This is a genomic window from Rhizobium sp. WSM4643, assembly GCF_025152745.1.
GTDB classification, from domain to species: Bacteria; Pseudomonadota; Alphaproteobacteria; order Rhizobiales; family Rhizobiaceae; genus Rhizobium; species Rhizobium leguminosarum_I.
The window spans coordinates 1-21,002 of the sequence record NZ_CP104043.1; the positions used below are offsets into that span (position 1 = coordinate 1).

The window sequence follows — 21,002 nt, forward strand, 5'->3', positions numbered from 1 at the left end:
TTGGACAACATTAGCGTATCGACGACAGATGTACGGATCGAGCGGCATGCGAACCAGCTTTCGCGGCAACTGAAGCTCCTCCGCGACAAGCTGTTTCCGCCGCTCTCGCAAAAGACGCTACGAACATTCTCCTCCGGCGAGGCGGCCCAGATGATCGGCGTCTCGGACGGCTATCTTCGCCAGCTTTCGCTGGATGGCAAGGGACCGCAGCCGGATCTTGCCCAGAATGGCCGGCGTTCCTACACGCTCGGCCAGATCAACGAATTGCGCCAATATATGGCCAAGCTCAAGCCGAAGGATGCGCTTTCCTATCAGCCTTGGCGCCGCCCTGGCGAAAAGCTGCAGACGGTTGCCGTCACCAATTTCAAGGGTGGCTCGGCCAAAACTACGACGACGCTCTATCTGGCTCAGTATCTGGCGCTGGCGGGTTACCGGGTGCTTGCCATCGATCTCGATCCGCAAGCTTCGCTCTCTTCCATGCTGGGCGTTCAGCCCGAATTCGATCTTTCCGAAGGCGATACGCTCTATGGCGCAATTCGCTATGATGAGGGCCGCAAGCCGCTGAAGGAGATCGTCCGCAAGACCTATTTCGACGGGCTGGATCTGGTGCCGGGCAATCTCGAACTGATGGAGTTCGAGCATGAGACGCCACGGGCACTGAACGACCGGCAGCGGCCCGGCGAGCTGTTCTTCCGTCGCGTCGGTGTCGCCATTGCCGAGGTCGAGGCCGATTACGACATCGTGGTGATCGACTGCCCGCCGCAGCTCGGTTACCTCACGCTTGGCGCCGTCTGCGCCGCAACATCGCTGCTCATCACCATCCATCCGCAGATGGTCGACGTCGCTTCCATGTCGCAGTTCCTGCTGATGACTTCGGATCTGCTTTCCGTCGTGCGCAAGGCCGGCGGCGACCTGCAGCATGACTTCATCAAATATGTTGTCACTCGTCACGAACCCTTCGATGCGCCGCAGTCGCAGATCGTTGCGCTGTTGCGCAGTCTTTTCAGTGACGACGTGTTGACGGCGACCATTCTCAAATCGACGGCGATCGCCGATGTCGGCTTGACCAAGCAGACGCTCTACGAGATCGAGAAGGGGCAGGTGCGCCGCTCGACCTATGACCGGGCGCTGGAATCGGTCAATGCCGCCAACAGCGAGGTTCTCGCCGGTATTCACAAAGCCTGGGGTCGAGCATGAGCAGACGCGATCGCCTGAAAGGTCTTTTCGACGATACAGCGCAGGAGTTGGCCGCGGCCAACTACGAGGAACCATCCTCGCGCGGATCGGCCGGGCCGGTTCGGACGATGGCGCTGACCCTTGGCCGCATGGAGGAAGAGAGCAGGGCGATGCAGGAGGCTTTGCTCTCCGGTGAGCGCATCGTCGAGCTCGACCCTGATCTGATCGATTCCTCCTTCGTCCGCGATCGTCTTGCCGACCAGCCCCTCGATATTGAGGATGAGTTGGTGCAGTCGATTGCCGAGAACGGCCAAGAAGTGCCGATCCTCGTTCGCCGCCATCCCAATAATGAGGACCGCTACCAGATCGCCTACGGCCATCGCCGCCTGCAGGCGGTCAAGCTGCTCGGCCTCAAGGTGCAGGCGATCGTCCGTAAGCTCGACGATACCGATGTCGTCATCGCGCAGGGCATCGAGAATTCGGCGCGCCGCAACCTTTCCTATATCGAGCGCGCGGTCTTTGCCCTCAATCTCGAGCTGAAGGGTTTTGAGCGCCCGGTCATCATGAAAGCGCTGTCGACGGACAAGACGGAGTTATCGAAGCTGATATCTGTTGCAAAAGCTATTCCCGCCGAGATCGTCAGGTCGGTCGGAGCCGCGCCTGGTATCGGGCGACGCCGGTGGATGGCGCTTGCCCAGGACTGGAATGGGATGACGGCCGCCCGGCTTGCGAAGCTTATTGCCTCGGGAGGTTTCATGGCGGAAGAGAGCGACCGCCGTTTCGAGCTCTTGGTTGCCGAGCTCGCCAAGAAAGAGGCAAAGCCCGAAACCACGGAATATGACTGGAAGCCGAAGAGTGGCGGCAAGATTGCCGGCCGAATCAAGAGCGCCGGCAATTCCTTCACGATCGCGTTGAAGACCGGCGATGCGCCGGATTTCGGCGCTTACATTTCACGCCGTCTCGATGAGCTTTACGAAGCCTATCGGGCCGGCAAGTTGCAAGCAGGAGAGTAGGCCGCAAAAGAAAAAAGCCTCCGAACGTTGCCGTCGCGGAAGCCTTTCTCATATCTGGACAATCTGAGAATCGCACTTCCTCGAATCACTGTCAAGCGTCTTCGGCATCCTTTTGGGTGGTAGGTTTCTTTTGCCTTGAGAAAAGGTGAGGGACATGGAGCCTCAATATATATCGACGCCCTTCGGGCGGCGATCGATGACGCTTGGCATGCTGGCAAGCCAGGAAAGCGCCAGCAAGGTCGATCCGGACGCATCGGTCGACAAGTGGAAGATATTTCGTGCGCTCTGCGAAGCAAAGGACATGGTCGGCGTATCGGACCGTGCCTTGGCCGTTCTCAACGCGCTATTGACCTTCTACCCGAAGAACGAGATTGCCGAGGCCAACGGTTTCGTCGTATTCCCATCGAACGAGCAGTTGTCGCTGCGCACGCATGGCATGGCCGGCACGACGCTGCGGCGGAACCTGGCAATGCTAGTGGAAGCCGGCCTGATCATCCGGCGAGATAGCCCGAACGGGAAGCGTTTTGCCCGCCGTAACGGCGAGGGCGGGCTTGGTGAGGCCTTTGGTTTCAGCCTGGCGCCGCTCCTGGTGCGCGCTCGCGAGATCGAGGCGCAGGCTGCTCAAGTGATGGCCGCCAAACTCGAATGGAAGCGCCTGAGGGAGCGCCTGACACTTTGCCGGCGTGACATCACCAAGCTCATCGAGATCGCGCTGGAAGAGGAAATTGCCGGCGAATGGATCGAGATGCAGAAGCATTTCAATCTGCTTTCGGCAAGCCTGCCGCGCCGCCCGTCGGCTGCCGAGATGGAAAGCCTGCTGGCTGATCTCGAAGCTTTCCGGCAATTGATCGTCAAGACGCTGGAATCGAAGTCGAAAACAGAAAAAACAGACGCCAATGATAACCAAAACGGTCGGCACATACATAATTCAAACCCAAACCCGCCATCTGAACTTGAACCAAGCTTCGAAACGAAGCAGGGCGCAAAGCCGGAGGAAGAACCGCAGCCGTGGCGGGAGCCGCCGAAATCCTTCCCCCTTGCCATGGTGCTGCAGGCCTGCCCGGAGATCATCGCTTACGGACCGGGCGGCGGCATTGGCAGCTGGCGGGATCTGATGGCCGCGGCCGTCATCGTCCGTTCAACTCTTGGCGTCAGCCCCAGCGCCTATCAGCTGGCCTGCGATGTCATGGGGCCGGAAAACGCCGCCACGGTAATCGCCTGCATTCTGGAAAGGGGCGGACATATCAACTCCGCCGGCGGCTACCTGCGTGACCTGACACGGCGGGCGGAGCGTGGCGAATTCTCGCTCGGACCGATGCTGATGGCGCTGATGCGGGCAAATGGTCCGACGGCGAGGAAAACTGGATGAACGGCCATGAAAAAGTTTCGCGCCAGCTGCGACGGTTAGAAGCATATGCGGCCGGTCTATTAGCCGTCTTGACGGCTTCCTTTCCCGTAGTTTGTTGAAAACCGCTGTTAACCATGTCATACATGGCGGAAGGGAACGTTCGTTTTGCTTCCATTTGTGGAAAACTATAAAGCTTAACAATGTGCTACGATATTGACGGTGCAATGCTTCAAACCCTGCTTCCCTCCATTGCCGCGGCGGAGGATGCGGTGGCGCGGCTGGACGAACGCGTGTTACGCTCGCCCGTCGGCGGGGGATTTGCCGAACGCAGCCATTTCTTCGACGCCGCCGGCGCGCTCTGGGTGGCCGGCGAACTTGTGCATGTCGAGGATCTCGTTTTGCATGATGCGCATATGGATAGCCGCGCTCCCACCCACGAACTGACGATCGCCCATTCCGTACTGCGGGCACGTCGGCGCATCTGGACCGGCGAACCCTCCTGGGCGCTCGGTGTCTCGGGCCTTGCGACCCTAACTGCGACCGGCGGGGAGGGGAAAGTGCCGGACGCGAAGAGCCCCGCAGCTCCGGTCGAGATCGACGAGGAGGGCGAGGATGAAGATGGGCCGCTCGCTGCCGAGATGGCGGAGATCGATGCGCTTCTTGCTCGCTCACAGAAGCTGCTCGATATCCATACAGGGAAAACGCCGGCAAGCGAGTCGGCCGCCGTTACCCCGGCAAGGCGCAACGAAGATCCCCTCGGCTTGCTCGGTGACGACGAGTGGGACGAGGAACAGCGGCTTGCGGAGTGGCGGAGCGTCCTGCCTTTGACCGACAGCTTGCCGCCGGTTCTCGGCGCCATCATCCTCTTCGAAGCCTGGGAAAGGATCGAGCCGTTGCGGCGTCAGCACTGGCTCGGCGGCCTTCTGGTCGCAAGCCATCTACGCGCCCGCGGCAAGGTCGTCTCGCATCTGTTTTCTTTTTACGGCGGGCTGAAGCTGGTGCGCCATGAGCGTCGTCGGGCGCGCGATCGGGCCACGCGGCTGCAAGCCTTTCTGGAGGCGATGCATCTGGGCGCTGCGGCCGGCCTCAAGGAAATCGACCGCTTGTCCTTAGCACGCACGCAGATGGAGCTGCGCTTCCGCGGCCGCCGTTCGAACAGCAGCTTGCCGGAGCTTGCCGATTTCATCCTGTCGCGGCCGATGGTCTCGGCGGCGATGATCGCCCGTCATCTGCGCATCACGCCGCGCGGTGCGCTGAACCTCGTCAATGAGATCGGCATTCGTGAAATTACCGGCCGGGGCCGCTATCGCGCCTGGGGCATCATCTAATGCATGTCGCCCAAAAGTGTGCAGCGGTTTTGGGACAACGACATGCATAAAACAAAGACTTAAAGCGCGTCGTATGATTCCGATTTGACGCGATGCGCTTTAAACGAAAACGGCCGGGCATTGACCCGGCTCGTCTCGTTTAGGTGAACACCCGATCTGCCATCCTGTCACAGATTGCAGACCGGGCGCTCTGCGCTTCCTTTGCCCCCAGAAGCGCAGTCCTATTCCCGCTCGCCGGTGAAGTTGAGCAGAAGCTGGAAGATGTTGACGAAGTTTAGGTAGAGCGAGAGCGCACCGAAGACGGCGAGCTTCTGGTTCGATTCCTGATCAAAGTTTTCCGAATACTGTTCCTTGATATTCTGCGTGTCGTAAGCGGTCAGACCGACGAAGACGACGATGCCGATCACCGAGACCGCAAATTGCAGCGCGCTCGAACCCAGGAAGATGTTGACGACCGAGGCGATGATGACGCCGAAGAGGCCCATCATCAGGAACGAGCCCATGCGCGAGAGGTCACGCTTCGTCGCATAGCCGTAGAGGCTGGTGGCGCCGAACATCGTCGCGGTGATGAAGAAGGTCCGCGCGATGCTCATCCCGGTGAAGACCAGGAAAACGGAGGCGAGCGACAGGCCCATCACGGCGCAGAAGGCCCAGAAGGTGATCTGAGCGGTGCTGGCCGACATCGTCTGGATCTTGAACGAGAAGAAAAATACAAAGGCGAGCGGGGCAAGCATCACCACCCACTTCAGCGGCGAGCCGAAGATCGGGACGTAGAGTGCCGGCGTCGAGCCGACGACAAAGGCGACGAGGCCCGTTATGACGAGGCCGAGAGCCATATAGTTGTAAACGCGCAGCATATGCTGGCGCAGGCCTTCGTCGAAGAGGGCCTGCGAGCCGGCGACGGCGCCATAGCGGGGATTGATCGGGTTCATGCTGATCTCCTCGGTTTGAATTAATAGAGCGAGCGGGCTAGCCGTTCGGCCGCCTGGTCGAGATTGAGACCGCTATCGTCTGCGATCAGCGCATAAGCGACCTCGCCGATCTGCCAATAGGCGGCTTCTGCTTTTTCCAGCGCAAGATGACTGACCGGCTTGACCTCGAAGGCGCCCGGACGGACGGCAAAAAGCGACAGTTGCTTTCCATCTGCTTGTTCGATCGCCATCTCGACGCTGGGGCCGAATTCGGACGGGAAGATCTGCACGTCGGCGACCTTCCAATCCTTGGGCAATTCGGGCATCACGATCGCGGTGGCGGCGCGGATATCGTCGGCGCTATAGGTGGTCGGCGTCTGCGGAGGCATCGATTGGCGGAGAGCCGCGGTCTGATAGGCGCGGACGGCATCCTCGACATAGGCGGGTGCCGGAACGGATGCCACCACCTCGGTCGCCGAGAAGGCGCCGAAGGAATTGTGCGCCACCCAGCCGGCAGCGATCAGAATGCCGACGGCGGCAATGCGCTGCATGGAATGGAAGATACGGCCATAGGAAAGGCCACGTTCCAGCCGGCGGGCAGCATCGCGGGTCTCGGGGTGGCCGAAGGCACTTTCGCCGGCAAGCGCCAGACGCAGTTCGCCCTTCATGCTGAGGTCGGCCATGACATTGGCGGCAATCGCCGGATTCTCGGAAAGATACGATTCAACCTGGATGCGACGGGCGACATCCAGCTCGCCATCCACATAGGCGTCGAGATCGGCATCGATGATCGGATCAACTGCTTTCATTGCCGTTCCCTCCGATTATTCTCAGATGCGAAATCCGCGGCGTCTTCTCCTCGAATTCGCGCAGTTGAGCGCGGGCGCGGGAGATGCGCGACATCAGCGTCCCCACAGGAATGCCAAGCGCCTGGGCGGCTTCCTGGTAGGAAAGATCTTCGATCGCAACGAGGTGCAGCGCCTCGCGCTGTTCCTCCGGCAGGTCGAAGAAGGCGCCCCGCACCTGCTGCAGGCGCACGGCGTGTTCCTGGCCGGCCGGCAGCGACTGCTCGGCTTCGACAGCGGCCTCATCGTGGCGGCGCGTCAGCGATCGGTTCTGGCGAAGACGATCGATATGGGCATTGTGCAGGATGGAGAGCAGCCAGGTGCGCAGGTTGCCGCCGCTGCGGAAGCTCTTTCGCTTCTCGAAGGCGCGCACCAGCGCATCATGCACCAGATCCTCCGCCTCGTCCGAATTGCGCACCAGTGAGCGAGCGTAGCGCCGCAGTGCTGCAAGCTGTCCAATGACATCAAAGGGGCGATCTTTGCGTTCCATGATTGAGTATACGGAAATCCGGCGGATTTTATTCCCGGGCGGCGTAAAAAAATCATGCGGGACCAAAACCCTCGCCGGATCATCTCAAATATCCCTCTTCAGCGGCCGCGCGCCTTAAATCCGCGATTGTTTATGACAATTACATGACAGATCATGGCGCCGCTGATTTGGAGGGGAATAGAAAGAATGAAGGAAAAGAAGCGGGTCTACGAAGCTCTCGTGGACGGCGCCATGGAAGGGCTGACCGATCAGGCGCTCTACGATTTCGTCAAGGCGCGTTGTCCGAAGGCCACCAGCAGGAAGATCGTTCGAGCCTCGCTTCTCGCCCTGACCGATTCTCACCTGAAGGACCGCAATATTCTCGACGTGATCTATGCGCTGGCGATCAAGCATCGGTTGGATGACGGCGTGCTGGACGACACCGAAGACGAGAGCCCCGACGAGCGGCCTCAATCCTCGCAGGCGGCCAACCAGAACATGCCTCAGCTTTCCTGATGCAGATCATCTGAAACGCGACGCCTGCTCTCCCGGAATGGTCAGCTGCCGTCCGAAAGCTCTTCGAGGATCGGACAGTCCGGCCTGTCGTTGCCATGGCAGGCATGCACGAGATGCTCGAGCGTGCGGCGCAGTTCCGTCAGTTCGCGGATCTTGCGGTCGATCTCGGCAAGCTTGGTCTCAGCGATATCCTTGACGTCGGCGCTCGCCCGGTTCTTGTCCTCATAGAGCGCCAACAATTGCCGGCATTCCTCGACGGAAAAGCCGAGACCGCGCGAACGCTGCAGGAAGCGCAGCTTGTGGACGTCGGTTGCGGCATAGTCGCGATAGCCATTTCCGCCCCTTTCGGGGCGGATGAGGCCGATGTCCTCGTAGTAGCGGATGGTCTTCGAAGGCAGCCCGGATCGTTCCGATGCTTCGCCGATATTCATCTCCATCTCCTATAGTTTTGCAAAGCGCAGTCTCAGCGCATTTGATATCACCGAGACGGACGAGAGGCTCATCGCCGCCGCCGCGATCATCGGCGAAAGCAGCAGCCCGAAGATCGGGTAGAGCACGCCGGCCGCGACCGGCACGCCGAGCGCATTGTAGCCGAAGGCGAAGCCAAGATTCTGCCGGATGTTTCGCATCGTCGCCTCCGCCAACCGCCGTGCCCTGACGATGCCGTTCAGGTCGCCCTTCACCAATGTGATGCCGGCGCTTTCCATCGCGACGTCGGCGCCGGTACCCATGGCGATGCCGACATCGGCGGCTGCGAGCGCCGGCGCGTCGTTGACGCCGTCGCCGGCCATGGCGACGATGGCGCCCTTGGCCCGCAACTCGTCGATCAGCGCCTTCTTGCCTTCCGGAAGTACATCGGCGCGGACCTCGTCTATGCCGAGGCTTTTTGCCACCGCACGTGCTGTGCGCTCGTTGTCGCCGGTCGCCATGATGATCTTCAGACCGCTCTCGTGCAGTGCCTTGATGGCGGCTGCCGTGGTCGGCTTGATGCGGTCGGCAACGGCGACGAGACCGGCAAGTGCGCCGTCGAACACCACGAACATCACCGTCTTGCCGTCGCCGCGCAGGGCTTCGGTCTTCTCGGCAAGGACCGCTGGATCGATGCCGAGATCGGTAAGCATCGCCGCATTGCCGAGCGCCACCGTCGTGCCGCCGGCACGGCCCTGAACGCCCTTGCCGGTCTTTGCCTCGAAACCGGTGACCTCGACGAAGGGGACACCGCGCTCCTCGGCGCCGGAAACGATCGCTTCGGCCAGCGGATGTTCGGAGCCGCGCTCCAGGCTTGCCGCCAGCGACAGCAGCCGATTTTCCCCGACCCCGCCGAAGCTGACGATGTCGGTAAGCTTCGGCTTTCCCTCCGTCAGTGTACCGGTCTTGTCGACGATCAGCGTGTCGACTTTGGAAAAGCGCTCCAGGGCTTCGGCGTCCTTGATCAGCACACCTTCCTGCGCCCCGCGCCCCGTCGCGATCATGATCGACATCGGCGTCGCAAGGCCGAGCGCACAAGGGCAGGCGATGATCAGAACGGCAACGGCGGCAAGCAGACCATTCGCCATGCGCGGCTCCGGACCGATCGCGGCCCAGACGAGGAAGGCGAGGATGGCGGCGGCGACCACCGCCGGTACGAAGATGGCCGACACCCGGTCGACCGCGCCCTGGATCGGCGCCCGAGAGCGTTGCGCCTTGGCGACCATGTCGACGATACGCGACAGCACCGTGTCTGCGCCGACCTTCTCTGCGGTCATGACGAAGGTGCCGTTCTTGTTGATCGTGCCGCCGGTCAGCGGGTCGCCCTTCGACTTCTCCAGCGGCAGGGGCTCGCCTGATATCATCGATTCATCGACCGTCGACTGGCCTTCGAGGACGGAGCCGTCCACCGGCACCCGCTCGCCGGGGCGAACGCGCAGTCGGTCACCAGGCTGGATATTATCCACCGGCACGTCGTTCTCGCTGCCCTCGGCATCGATGCGCCGTGCCGTCTTCGGCGCAAGGTCGAGCAAGGCGCGAATTGCCGAGCCGGTGCGTTCGCGCGCTTTCAATTCCAGCACCTGGCCGACGAAGACGAGCGCGACGATGACGGCTGCCGCTTCGAAATAGACAGGCACCGCTGCACCGTGGCCATGGAAGCTCATCGGGAAGATGCCGGGTACAAGCGTGGCGACGACGCTGTAGACATAGGCGGTGCCGACACCGAGACCGATCAGCGTCCACATATTCGGGCTGCGGTTGACGACAGACGCCCATGCGCGGCGGAAGAACGGCACGGCCGCCCAGAGCACCACCGGCGTTGCCAGCAGCAGTTCGATGTAGGAAGCCTGCGGCTCGCCGATCGCTTCCCGGAGCGGCAGACCGAGCATCGGCCCCATGCTCAGCGCCAGCAACGGTATGGCGAGAATGGCGCTGATCCAGAGCCGCCTGACGAAATCGACGAGTTCCGGGTTCGGGCCTTCGTCAGCAGGCGGAATGCCCATCGGCTCCAGCGCCATGCCGCATTTCGGGCAGTCGCCGGGGCGATCGCTGACGACCTCAGGGTGCATCGGGCAGGTATAAAGCGTACCCTCGGGTGCCGGCTTTGCCACCGGGCGGCTGCCGTCGCGATAGGCTGCGGGGTCGGCTTCGAACTTCGCTTGGCAAGCGGCCGAGCAGAAGTAGAATTTTTCGCCCTCGTGTTTCAGAAAGTGTTTCGCCGTCGCGCGATCGACGGTCATGCCGCAGACGGGGTCCTTCGCGGTCAGATAATCCTCAGGTGCCGCCGCAAACTTCGTCCGGCAGCCCTCGGAGCAGAAATGATAGGTGCGGCCGTCATGATCGAGCGAGGGCTTCCCAGCCTGCGGATCGACGGTCATGCCGCAGACAGGATCACGGATCATGGCGCTGACAGCCTTCTCCTGTTCATGGCCGCAATGGCAATGATCGTCGCCATCGGCGTGGCTGTGATGGTGATCGTGTTCGTGCTTGATATCCATGACTATCTCCTGTGCCCGGAGGGCCGTTGGATAGGCTTATCCACCTTCCAGCGACTGGAAGGTCAAGCACTATTTTCATGGACTCGATTTTTGCGACGGCTGATCGTCAGATCGGGGTGATCAGCCCGACCGGCTGACTCCCGAGCAGGGCGGCGACTGAAATGCTGCCCCCGGGCTCGATTGTCTTTCCGGTCAGCAGGTCGGCCTTCAGACCGTGAAGCGGGGAGGGCACGGCGATTGCCGTATCCTCCCAGAATTCAGGGCCGGCAAAGAGCACACCCGGATCAAGCCAGCCGAACATCAGCCGGGGCGCCGCGATGATCGCGAAATCATCCTTATGCACCCGGGCAAAAGCAAGCACATGGTCGCGTCGGGCGCCCGTCACCTTCAGCGGCAGATAGTCGCCTCTGGCAAAGAGTTCCGCCTGCCGCTGACGCAGCTGCAGGCCGATCCCGACGAGGCGCTGCTTCAGCGCCGCCGCCTGCAGCTTGGCGATCGGTCCGGCTTCATCAAGCCAGGCCGTCAGCCGCTCATGATCGACCGGCCGGCGGTTGTCGGGGTCGACGAGACTGAAATCGAAGCCTTCCGCACCTTGGTAAATATCGGGAATGCCGGGGGTCATCAGCTTGAGCAGCGTCTGCGACAGGCTGTTGAGGTAACCCGCCGCGATGAAAGGCTGCAGCACGCTTTCGAAATCCTCGAGAAACACGTCATTGTCAGGCGAGACCAGCGCCGCGGCATAGGCTGCGACCGCTTCCTCGTAAGCGGCATTCTGTTCCGTCCAGTTGCTACGCAGTTTCGCTTCGCGCACGGCCTTGACCGCGTAATTGGTGAAACGTTCGCCGAGTTCTTCTGTCTGTCCTCTGTCAAAATCCTCCGGCCAGATGCCGGCCAGCGCCTGATAGAGCATCCATTCGACATTGGGTTCCGGCGCGGCACCCTCCGGCAGATCCTTCAGCCACGGCCGGTTCATCTCGCGCCACCGCTCGACCGCCTGTGCAAAAACGTCGGCTCCCTCGCTCAGGGCATAAAGTCTTGCGCGCGCATCTTCGCCGCGTTTGGTGTCGTGGGTGGCGCTTGCCGAAAGCCCATGCGGCTGCAGCCGAGCTCGCTCGGCCATGCGGCGGTGGAATTCCTCCGGGCCGCCAGGCGCCTTGCCCGGTTCGCCACCGACTTCGTTTGCGGCAAGCAGCTGGTTATAGCGATAAAACAGCGTGTCCTCTGTCGCTTTCGCCATCACCGGCCCGCTCAATTGCTGGAAGCGGATACGGAACTCGTGGGCCGCGTCACCTTCGACCTTGCCTTCGAGAAGCTTCAGCACATGGTCGAGGGTACGCCGATCGTCGAGCCGCGCCATGGCTTGCGAGGCGGTCGCCGCAAGGACCGCTGAATCCTGCCAGGAAAGCGGGCCGCCGTCGCCATAGGTGCGGTAGACGGGAAACGCGATCAGCAGTTCGCTGAGCGCAGTGGCGATCTCGTTTCTTTTTAGCTCGGGAAAGATGCCTGCTGCGATCGACACCAGCCTGTCGGTCTCACCGGCGAAATTGCGCTCGACCATCAGTTGCTTGGCATTCCGCCGGCCCGCCTCGAGATCACCCGTCTCGCCGGCGATGCCGCGATAGGCATCGTCCAATATGCGCAGGCCACCGCCGTCGATGAACAGCTCGCTCAAGGCGGCGATGAATTCATATCCCGTGGTGCCGGCGACCGGCCAACTCTCCGGCAGGACCTCACCGGCTCCGAGGATCTTTTCGACAACGATATAGGTGTCCAGTCCGGCCGCCTCGCGCAGCCTGTCGAGATAGGCCTTGGGTTCGGCGAGCCCGTCGATATGGTCGACGCGCAGGCCCTGGACCTTGCCATGGCGCACCAGCTCGAGCACCAGCCGGTGCATGTCCTCGAACACAGGGGGGTCTTCAACACGGGTGCCGACCAGTCCGGTCACCTCGAAAAAGCGGCGATAGCTCAGATGTCGTGCCGCCTCCTTCCAATGCGTCAGCCGCCAATGCTGTGTCTCATGCAGGCTTCTCACGAAATCGCGATCGGCCGAGACGTCATCGAGCTTTTGCTGGAGGACTGCCCGATCGCCGGCTTCGAAGAGAATGTCTCGCATTGCACGGTTGAAGCTCTCGCCGGATGTCACGGCCGCAGCTTCCGCCATTCTGGTGGCAACCGGATCGTCGAGCCGGTTTGCGATCGCCCCGAAACTCCCGGGGTTCAGCGGCAACAGCGTCTCGAAATAACCGAAGGCGAAGTTGCCATGCGTTTCGTCGAGCGTGATGCGAAGCTCGCCGTCAGCCAGCGCCCCATCGAAATCCTGGCCGAGCTGTGGCAGCGTCAGCGGCTCGCTCCAGTCGATGTCGAAATAGCTGGAATAGGCGCTTTGCCGGCCGAATGTCAGCACGTCGCGCCACCAGCCGTTTTCCGGCGAGGCCGCCATGTGGTTCGGGACGATGTCGAGGATCAACCCCAGGCCCGCCGAGGCGAGGCTTTCGGTCAGCCTGTCGAATCCTACCCGGCCGCCGAGCGCCGGGTCTATGTCGTTGGCGTCGGTGACGTCATAGCCGTGGGTCGAGCCGCTGACGGCGGTGAAGATCGGCGAGGCATAGAGGTGGCTGATGCCGAGTTTCTTGAGATAGGGGACGAGGCCGCAGGCGCGATCGAAGGTCATGCCGTTGCGGAATTGGATCCGGTAGGTCGCGGTCGGAAGTATCATAAGGCCGTCTGACGTTGGAGGGAGACTGTCCCCAACGGTTGCAGCCGAGCTTTTGTTCCCTTACCGGCCGGCGTGTCTTTTCAGACGTGCAAAGAACGATGCTTCAGTCGATGAAAACGCCGACGCTTGCGGCGCGTCCGGTCGAGTCGATGACGGTCAGTTTGGAGTAGCCGCCGCCATCGGGCAGCCATTGCTGGATGCGTCGGCGGGAGAGGTCGGGCAGCGGCTTGCCGTTGGCAAGCCAGCGGAAAGGCGCGCGGCCGCCCTGGAGCTTCAGCATTAGCGGTGACAGGTTGCCTTGCCTAGCGCCAAGATCGACATGCGCGCCCTCGGGCGGATAGATAATCTCAGGCGCGGCCTCGCGGCCGGAGGTGAGCAGGCCGCTGGCATTGAGGGCGAAACGCCGCTGGCTGATCGGCAGCTCGGATTGGGCGATGCGTACGGCGCCTGCAGGCGGGCGGGGCAGCGGCGTCGTCGCGATGCCTGACTTGGCGAACCCTTCAAAGAGGATGGGCGCGGCGGTACCATAGCCGGTTAATCCCGGCACGGCGCTGTTATCAGGCCGTCCAACCCAGACGCCGAGCACATAGCGCCCGTCATAGCCGACCGACCAGGCGTCGCGATAGCCATAGCTCGTGCCGGTCTTGTAGGCGATGCCACGTTGCGGCGCGCCGATGGGGGGGATGACGCCGGAGAGAATATCGGCGACGTTCCAGACCGCGACCGGCTCCAGCAGCGGTTCGCCGTCGAGCTTGCCTGGTGCGCCGGTGACGCCGTCGCCGAGCCTTGCCGGTTGGCCGCGATTGGCGAGTGCCGTATAGAGCTGCACCAGATCCTTCAGGGTGATGCCGACGCCGCCAAGCCCGATCGCAAGCCCCGGCGTCTCATTCGGCGGCAGGACCGGGCGTACCTCCGCGCGGCGGAAGCGCGCCATCAGCCGTGCCGGCCCGACGGCATCGAGCAGCTTGACGGCCGGCACGTTCAACGAAAGCTGCAGTGCCTCGCGCACGGTGACGTCGCCCTGGTAGCTCATGTCGAAATTGCGCGGCCGGTAGCCGAAGAAATCGGCTGGTCGGTCTTCGATGATCGTCTCCTGGGACACCAGGCCCTGCTCGAAGGCGAGCCCATAGATGAAGGGCTTCAGCGTCGAGCCCGGCGAGCGGTTGACGCGGGTCATGTCGATCCAGCCGGAGCGGCTGGCATCGAAATAATCGGCCGAGCCGACCTCACCGACGATCGCGCCCGTCTGCGCATCCGCCATCACCATGGCAAGCGAGAGCTTCGGGCCGAGCTTGAATGCCGCTGCTCGCGCAACCGCCTCCAGCCCCTGCTGCACCTGCTTCTTCAGTGTCGTCTGGTGCTTGAGGACATCAGGCTCCTTGCGCAGTGCTGCTTCGGCGACATGGGCGGCAAGTGCCGGCAATTGCATGCGCTGGGGCGGGACCGCGACGCCTTCAGCCCGTTCCGCCTCGCCGTCACCAACGGCTCTAGCGACCGCCACACGGTCGAGGACACGCTTGCGTGCGGCCTCGGCTGCCTTGAGATTGCGGTCCGGCCGGCGCCGTTCCGGCAATTGCGGCAGTGCGACGAGAAGCGCTGCCTCGGCGACCGTCAGGCGCCGCGGTTCCTTGCCGAAATAGGCAAGGCTTGCGGCGCGCACGCCTTCCAGATTGCCGCCATAGGGCGCGTGCGTCAGATAGAGGTCGAGGATCTCTTCCTTCGACAGCCGCCGCTCGATCTGCACGGCGCGCGCCAGTTGCAGCAGTTTTGCCGAAAGCGAGCGGCCTTCGCGCGGCTCGATCAGCCGCGCCACCTGCATCGAAAGCGTCGAGGCGCCGGAGACGATGCGGCCGTTGCTGACCAGTTGCACGGCAGCGCGCCCGAGCGCCCAGAGGTCGATGCCGCCATGTTCGTAGAAACGCTGATCCTCATAGGCGATCAGCATGCGCAGGAATTGCGGATCGACGTCGGAGACCGCCGTCTTCAGCCGCCAGCGGCCTTCCGACGTTGCAAACGCACGCAGCAATTGCCCGTCGGCATCCAGCACTTCGGCGGAGACGGCATCTGCCCTGTCGAGCGGCGGCGGAAAGGCCTTGTCGGCGGCATCGAGCGCAAAGAGAGCTGCACCGGCAAGAACGACGCCGGCTGCGGACCCGATCGCAAACTTGTGCCACCGCCTCATTTTTGCGCCGTCACGACCTCCATCTTGCCGGTTGCCGTGCGGGCCGAAAGTTCCGGGCGGTACATATCCTCGACGCTTGCGGCCGGATGGTCGTAAGTGCCGGGGGTGACGGCGCGCACGACATAGGCGACGTTGAATTCGCGCTCGTCGCCTTCTGCGCGGTTGAAGGCGGCGACGAAGCGATCGTAGCGGAATTCGGTATGCGCAGCGGAGATCTCGCCGATCCAGTCGAAATTCGTCATCTGGGCGCTGTCGACGAGGTTCGGATTGTCGATCTCGAAGCCGGCCGGCAGAAGATCGGTGATGACGATGCGCGAAGGCCAAGCGTTGGTTTCGCGCACATGGATGACGACGACGTAGCGCTCGTTCTGCTTCGCCTCGCTGACATTCGCTTCTTCGCCGTCGAGCGTGTAGTAGGTGCGCTCGATGATAAAGCCGTCGCCGCCGGCCGGCAACGGCACGGTGGGCGCGGCAACCGTGGTGACGACGGCCGAAACCACGTCACTCGTCTGGTTGGTCAGCGTCAGCGGATGGTCGCTCAGCGCATCGCCTGATATCTTCGCCATGTAGGCACCGGTGTGCGGCGCGCCGTTGACATCGACCTTGAGGCCGTCGTCACCGCCCTGGATGGCCCGGGCGGCAAGCAGCATCCAGGCCTCTTCCTGGGTGCTCTTATATTTGCTGCGGCCCCATTCCTTGGTGACGGCCTTGGCAAGCTCCGGGATGACAGGCGGCACCGGCCGGCTTTCGGCTGCGAGCGCCAGGATCGCCGCGCCGTCGCGCAGGATCGTGCCGTAATCGGTACGCGACAGGTTCACCCGCGATACCATCGATTGCTCCGACATCTGCAGCGCGTCGAGGAAGATATTCTTCGAACGCTGCGCATCACCATAGAGCGCCAGCGCGGCGGCGATATGCGCCTTAGCGAGCGGCGTCGGGAAGTCGTTGATCATCGTATCGGCATAGTAGCGCAGATCGCTGATCGCAGCCTTCTTGTTGCGGGCAAGCACGTAGATGGCATAGGCGATCTGGTCACCCTGACCCTTGATGTCGGTTGTGTAGGACAACGTGTTCTGCAGGTTTTCGAGCGCCTGCACGAAAGCCCTTTCCGGCACGTCGTATTTCATTTCGCGAGCCCGCGTCAGGAAATCGGTGACGTAGGAATCGAGCCAGACATCGCCCGAATCCGGTCCCCAGAGACCGAAGCTGCCGGCCGAGGCCTGATAGGAGAGCACGCGGTAGATCGCATCCTGGACGCGCTTCTTCACGTCGTCGTCGTTTTCCATGCCGGCCTGCTTCGCCACCTCGGCGAGATAGAGCAGCGGCAGCGCCCGGCTGGTGGTCTGCTCGGCGCAGCCGAAGGGATAGCGGTCGAGCGTCATCAGCAGGGCTGGGATATCGAAGGCGGCAGAACGGGTGACGTTGACGCTGATCGAGGCGCCGGGCAGCACGCTGTCGGCGAGCAGGTTCTTGTCGACGGTGAGCTTTGCCCCTGACTTCAGCGCCAGCACCCTGCGTTCGGTAATCGGCAAGGAGGCCGGGCGCACCGGCACGTCGAGGTTCTGGTCGAGCGAGAGGCCGGAAGCGTCGGAGAGGTTGATCGAGACGCTGCCAGCACCCGGCTGTTTGCCGATGAGCGAAAGCGTCAGCTCGGATTTCGCGCCGGCCTCAAGACGGATCGTCTGCGAGGCGGACGCTTGCTCGATGCCGACCGCGTCATTGCCGGTCAGCTGCAGTTTGTAATCGCCGGCTGGCGCATCGGTGTTGGCGATGTCGAGGCGCAGATTGGCCTTGTCGCCGGGGGCGAGGAACTTCGGCAGGCTTGCGGTCACCACGACAGGATCGCGGATGATGACATCCTTGACGCCGTGGCCGACGCCTGATTTCGACCAGGCGACCGCCATCACGCGCGCCGTGCCGTTGAACTGCGGAATATCGAAGGAGATATTGGCCTTGCCTTCGGCGTCGAGCTTCACCGGCCCGGAGAAGAAGGCGACGAGCTTTTGCGTCGGCGGGCTTGCCTGCAGTGCCACTGCGCCGCCATCGCCGCCGGTCCGGAGCTTGCCGGTCGCACCCAGCGACCCGTCGATCAGGCGGCCATAGAGGTCGCGGATCTCGAGTCCCAACTGGCGCTGGCCGAAATACCAGTCCTCAGGATTCGGCGGTTCGTAGCGCGTCAGGTTGAGAATGCCGACATCGACGGCGGCAACCGTGACATAGGCATCCTCGTTGGCGCCGGCGCCCGCCACCTGCAGACCAATGTTCAGCGGTCCGCGCGGCAACATCTTTTCGGGGGTGTCGAGCGTCACCTGCAGCGCGCGCTGTTCGGGATCGACTTTCAGCCATTTGATGCCGATCGAGCGCATCGGCATGTGGCTGTCCTGCGCGTCGCCGGGGCGGAAAAGCGTGGCTGTGACATATGCGCCGGCACCCCAATCAGCCGTGACGGGGATGTCGACCTCGCCGCCGGTCTCGCCGATCGTGGCGTTCTGTACGGCAACAAGTTCTTCGGTTCCGGCCGTCACCATCAGCTCGCCGCCATAGCGCGAGGTGACTTTGAGCTTGGCGGTTTCGCCGATCTTGTAGCTGTCCTTGTCGAGGGCGATCTCAAGCCCGTCGGGCGTTTCGGTCGAGGTCGAGGTCACGAACCAGCCGGCGTCGAATTCGACGCTGGAAGTCGGGCCGTCGGCATCCGGGCTTTCCACTTCGAGACGATAGCGGCCCCAGGTCACCGGCACGGAGATCTTGCCGCCGTCCATCGTCGCGTCGACGCTGCCGTTGGAGACCTGCTCGGCGGTGTAAACAGGCTCGTATTTCCAGGCCGTTCCCTCGCGATACCACTGATATTCGCGGTTGAGGCTGTAGAATTTCCAGCGCAGGCCCTTCGTCTCCTGCTTCTGTCCATCGGCCTTGACGCTGATCACCGTGAAGTTGGCGATCGCGTTCTCCGGCAGATCGTCGGAAAATTCCGGCTTGATGCCGATCGAAGCGCGCTCGTTCTTCACCGGAATGCTCAGAGTGCGCTCAATGGCGCGGCCGCCCGCCTCCTGCATGCGCATATAGACGGTGGCGTTCAGCAACTGTGTCGTTGCCGGCAGTTCGCTGATGGTGAGATCCGTCGAGGCTTCGCCGTTCCCGTCGAGTTCCGGCAGGCCGTCGATCGGCAGGCGCGAATCCTCGCTCGCCTCTTCGTCGGCGAGGCCGAAGAGGAAGCCCTTGTAGGCCGCACTCTCGCGCGTCGGCTTGACGACGACGTCGCCTTCGAGCGTCAGGCCGGCGGCCGGGGCGCCGTAGAGATATTTGCCCGAAACGGTGATCGTCGCCGGCGTGTCCGGGCCGACTTCCTTGGCCTCGGTCTTGATCTCCATGTCGGTGCGATCGGGGACGAAATCGTCGACGAGGAAACTCTTGGTGGCGATCGCGCTGCCCTTCGGATCGGTATAGATGTTCATCGTCCAGGTACCGCGCATGGCGTTTTCCTGGGTCGGGAAATCGATGCTATAGCCGCCGAGATTACTGGTCTGGCTGACGATCCGCCGGTCTTCGACACCATCGGGACGGCTGAAGATGAAGGTGAGCGGCAGGTTGTCGATGGCATTGCCATCGGTGTCGCGGGCAAGTGCCTGAGCATGCACCGTCTCGCCGGCGCGGTAGATGCCGCGTTCGGTAAACGTCAGCACGTCGATCGCGCCGGGCGCGGCCCGGCCCGTCACGCCGCGGTCGGATAGATCGAAACCGGCGCGCGTCATGTCGAGGAAGACGTAGTCCGACGCGCCGTTCCTGGCGGTAATGACGGCGGGCGTCAGCGCCGCCGTGCCGCGGATCAGGCCGGCGGTGAAGGTGGCTCGGCCGTTTTTGTCGGTGGTGGCGGTGCCTAGCACTTCATTGTTCTTGGCCAGCAGCTGCAGTTCGACGCCTGATATCGGCTTTGCCGAAGCGAGCGAGCGGGTGAAGACGTTGAGGCCATCGGTACCGGCATAGGTGGTGACACCGATATCGGAGACCAGGAACCATTGCGTCGCCTGCGAATCCCACTCCTGCGCGGGGCCGTTTGCTGCCGTTGCGGTCATCACGTAAATGCCGGGCTTGCGCGCGGGCAGCGCCTCGTCGACCGGAAAGCTGGTGACGATGTCCTTGTTGAGTTCATTGGCGATGTCGATGGAGCCCTGCCAGACGAGCTCGCCGCTCTGGTCCTGGATGTTCTGGGCGCTGTAGCCGTCGAGCTGGGACAGGAATTGCGAATTGGTCAGCAGCGGCGCGATGGCGCGATCGCCGATGCGATAGAGTTTGAGGTTGGCCGAGGTCATGTTGACCGAGACGATCGGGATGCCGCGGCGCGCCGTCGACGGCAGCACGAAGCTGTCGCCGGTGAAACGCACCATCTGGCTGCGGTCCTTGATATAGACGTCGATGCTGACGGGGGCGTCGAGCGGCTCGTCGACCGACGACGGCAGGCCGGTGCGGAAAGCGATCTTGTAGGTCTGGCCATGCGTCAGCCCCTCGACGCAGATCTGCTTGTCCTTGGTTTCCAGCGCCTTCGGCGCTTCGCCGTTGAGCGTCACGAAGGGCGTGTAGTCGGTGGTCTTGACGAGCGCTTCTGAGAAGGTGACGCAGGCACGCGGCGTGGCGCTGTCGGCATCGACCGTGTGTTCGGTGATGCGGAAGCCCTGCGTCGATTTCAGCTGCAGGTAGGCGGTCTGCACGTCTTCGGAGGCAACCAGCGCCAGGCTCGCCTTGTAGGCGTCAAGCGCCGGACGGTAATTGGCGTTTCGGTCCAGGGCGTCGGCGAGGACGGCGAGCGCCTCGGCTCGCTTGGGCTTGGTGCGAGTCAGCTCGTAGCCGTTCAGCGCGTCGAGCACCGCCTGGCCGCTCGTGTTGCTTTCGGCGCTGCCGAGCGATGCGGCGGCGCGGGCGGTTTCAAGCCAGAGATCAGCGTCGTCAGGTGTGATCGACAGCGCGCCATGGAAGGACTTCAGCGCGTCGGCCAGGTTGTTGCCGGTAAGGTCGATGCGGGCATTGGCCGTCAGGCTGTCGACGCCCTGGCCCTGCTGGTCGTCGGCAAGCTCCAGATTGTCCTTGAAGTCGCGAGCCTGCTGGATGAGGTCGTTGGTCAGGAAGGTCAGGCGCGGGGCGGCGCCGATATCCGGCTCCTGCTGGCCGGCGGTCTCGACGATCTTGCCGGCGATGGCGCCGGGGAAAGCGTTCATCGTCTTGAAATCGGATTTCAGGAAGCACCATTTCACCTTGGGATTGTAGGTGAAGGCCTTGCAGCTCTTGTCGCCGATGCAGGAGGTTTTGCACTGATCGAGCGAGACGTTCTGTTCGGTGCGAAGATCGAAGCCGAAGAAATCGGCGTCTTTGATCGTCTGGATGTCGCGCTTGGTGTCCGCAGCGGCGGCGGGAAAGCTGATGGCGATCGTGGAAAATGCGATTGTCGCGAAAGCGAAGAACGAGCGCACGGACATAGGTTCCCCCCGGAAATGCTGGCTCTGACCGGCGGCACTCTCCTCACTCCTCGCGAGATTGTCAACT

Annotated in this window: 13 protein-coding genes; 5 read left to right on the forward strand and 8 right to left on the reverse strand. The window is 62.7% G+C overall.

Annotated features, from left to right (window positions below; translation table 11 throughout):
• The 4 genes from repA to N1937_RS29535 all read left to right on the forward strand — a co-directional run bounded on the left by repA (position 1) and on the right by N1937_RS29535 (position 4,865).
• Positions 1–1,197 carry a plasmid partitioning protein RepA gene (gene repA / locus N1937_RS29520; protein ID WP_026154606.1) on the forward strand — a complete coding sequence of 399 codons (1,197 nt, stop codon included), beginning with the start codon at positions 1–3 and terminating at the stop codon, positions 1,195–1,197.
• Entirely contained in the window at positions 1,194–2,189 is a 996-nt protein-coding gene (gene repB / locus N1937_RS29525) for a plasmid partitioning protein RepB (protein ID WP_162115160.1), read from the forward strand. The genes repA and repB overlap by 4 nt, the downstream gene beginning before the upstream one ends.
• A 154-nt stretch (positions 2,190–2,343) precedes the next feature.
• A complete protein-coding gene (repC, locus tag N1937_RS29530; protein WP_260060346.1) occupies positions 2,344–3,558 on the forward strand; it encodes a plasmid replication protein RepC in 1,215 nt (404 codons plus the stop codon).
• 179 nt (positions 3,559–3,737) lie between these two features.
• Positions 3,738–4,865 (forward strand): RHE_PE00001 family protein, encoded by a 1,128-nt coding sequence (locus N1937_RS29535; protein WP_260060347.1) that lies wholly within the window; start codon positions 3,738–3,740, stop codon positions 4,863–4,865.
• A 221-nt stretch (positions 4,866–5,086) separates the two neighbouring features.
• On the opposite strand, the gene N1937_RS29540 is transcribed toward N1937_RS29535, so the two are convergent.
• The 3 genes from N1937_RS29540 to N1937_RS29550 are packed head-to-tail and all read right to left on the reverse strand — an operon-like array spanning position 5,087 to position 7,111.
• Entirely contained in the window at positions 5,087–5,797 is a 711-nt protein-coding gene (locus tag N1937_RS29540; protein WP_170262638.1) for a Bax inhibitor-1/YccA family protein, read from the reverse strand.
• Between the two features lie 20 nt (positions 5,798–5,817).
• A complete protein-coding gene (locus tag N1937_RS29545) occupies positions 5,818–6,585 on the reverse strand; it encodes an anti-sigma factor family protein (protein WP_260060348.1) in 768 nt (255 codons plus the stop codon).
• Entirely contained in the window at positions 6,572–7,111 is a 540-nt protein-coding gene (locus tag N1937_RS29550) for a sigma-70 family RNA polymerase sigma factor (RefSeq protein ID WP_170262636.1), read from the reverse strand. Before N1937_RS29550 ends, N1937_RS29545 begins: the two co-directional genes overlap by 14 nt.
• 186 nt (positions 7,112–7,297) lie before the next feature.
• Here N1937_RS29550 and N1937_RS29555 point away from each other — a divergent pair, with 186 nt between their 5' ends.
• The gene (locus tag N1937_RS29555; RefSeq protein ID WP_017968552.1) at positions 7,298–7,606 is read left to right on the forward strand and encodes a hypothetical protein; all 309 of its coding nucleotides are present in this window, start codon (positions 7,298–7,300) and stop codon (positions 7,604–7,606) included.
• Positions 7,607–7,647: 41 nt separating this feature from the next.
• Here N1937_RS29555 and cueR read toward each other — a convergent pair whose 3' ends face one another.
• The 5 genes from cueR to N1937_RS29580 form a co-directional block, all read right to left on the reverse strand.
• Positions 7,648–8,037, reverse strand: coding sequence for a Cu(I)-responsive transcriptional regulator (cueR, locus tag N1937_RS29560; RefSeq protein WP_260060349.1), 390 nt, complete (start codon positions 8,035–8,037; stop codon positions 7,648–7,650).
• Positions 8,038–8,046: 9 nt separating this feature from the next.
• Positions 8,047–10,572: a heavy metal translocating P-type ATPase gene (locus N1937_RS29565; RefSeq protein WP_260060350.1), complete on the reverse strand. Its 2,526-nt coding sequence runs from the start codon at positions 10,570–10,572 to the stop codon at positions 8,047–8,049.
• A gap of 106 nt (positions 10,573–10,678) precedes the next feature.
• Complete coding sequence (treY, locus tag N1937_RS29570; RefSeq protein WP_260060351.1) at positions 10,679–13,288, reverse strand: malto-oligosyltrehalose synthase; 2,610 nt, start codon at positions 13,286–13,288, stop codon at positions 10,679–10,681.
• 103 nt (positions 13,289–13,391) lie between these two features.
• Positions 13,392–15,470: a penicillin-binding protein 1C gene (gene pbpC / locus N1937_RS29575; RefSeq protein WP_260060352.1), complete on the reverse strand. Its 2,079-nt coding sequence runs from the start codon at positions 15,468–15,470 to the stop codon at positions 13,392–13,394.
• A complete protein-coding gene (locus N1937_RS29580; protein ID WP_260060353.1) occupies positions 15,467–20,935 on the reverse strand; it encodes an alpha-2-macroglobulin family protein in 5,469 nt (1,822 codons plus the stop codon). The genes pbpC and N1937_RS29580 overlap by 4 nt, the downstream gene beginning before the upstream one ends.
• Positions 20,936–21,002: the final 67 nt, after the last annotated feature.

Excerpts from the sequence above, each read along its gene's own strand:
- repB (WP_162115160.1), top strand. The coding sequence starts at position 1,194 with ATGAGCAGACGCGATCGCCTGAAAGGTCTTTTCGACGATACAGCGCAG.
- N1937_RS29550 (WP_170262636.1), bottom strand. The coding sequence starts at position 7,111 with ATGGAACGCAAAGATCGCCCCTTTGATGTCATTGGACAGCTTGCAGCA.
- N1937_RS29565 (WP_260060350.1), bottom strand. The coding sequence starts at position 10,572 with ATGGATATCAAGCACGAACACGATCACCATCACAGCCACGCCGATGGC.
- N1937_RS29545 (WP_260060348.1), bottom strand. The coding sequence starts at position 6,585 with ATGAAAGCAGTTGATCCGATCATCGATGCCGATCTCGACGCCTATGTG.
- N1937_RS29540 (WP_170262638.1), bottom strand. The coding sequence starts at position 5,797 with ATGAACCCGATCAATCCCCGCTATGGCGCCGTCGCCGGCTCGCAGGCC.
- N1937_RS29580 (WP_260060353.1), bottom strand. The coding sequence starts at position 20,935 with ATGTCCGTGCGCTCGTTCTTCGCTTTCGCGACAATCGCATTTTCCACG.
- N1937_RS29535 (WP_260060347.1), top strand. The coding sequence starts at position 3,738 with ATGTGCTACGATATTGACGGTGCAATGCTTCAAACCCTGCTTCCCTCC.
- pbpC (WP_260060352.1), bottom strand. The coding sequence starts at position 15,470 with ATGAGGCGGTGGCACAAGTTTGCGATCGGGTCCGCAGCCGGCGTCGTT.
- N1937_RS29555 (WP_017968552.1), top strand. The coding sequence starts at position 7,298 with ATGAAGGAAAAGAAGCGGGTCTACGAAGCTCTCGTGGACGGCGCCATG.
- repC (WP_260060346.1), top strand. The coding sequence starts at position 2,344 with ATGGAGCCTCAATATATATCGACGCCCTTCGGGCGGCGATCGATGACG.
- treY (WP_260060351.1), bottom strand. The coding sequence starts at position 13,288 with ATGATACTTCCGACCGCGACCTACCGGATCCAATTCCGCAACGGCATG.
- cueR (WP_260060349.1), bottom strand. The coding sequence starts at position 8,037 with ATGAATATCGGCGAAGCATCGGAACGATCCGGGCTGCCTTCGAAGACC.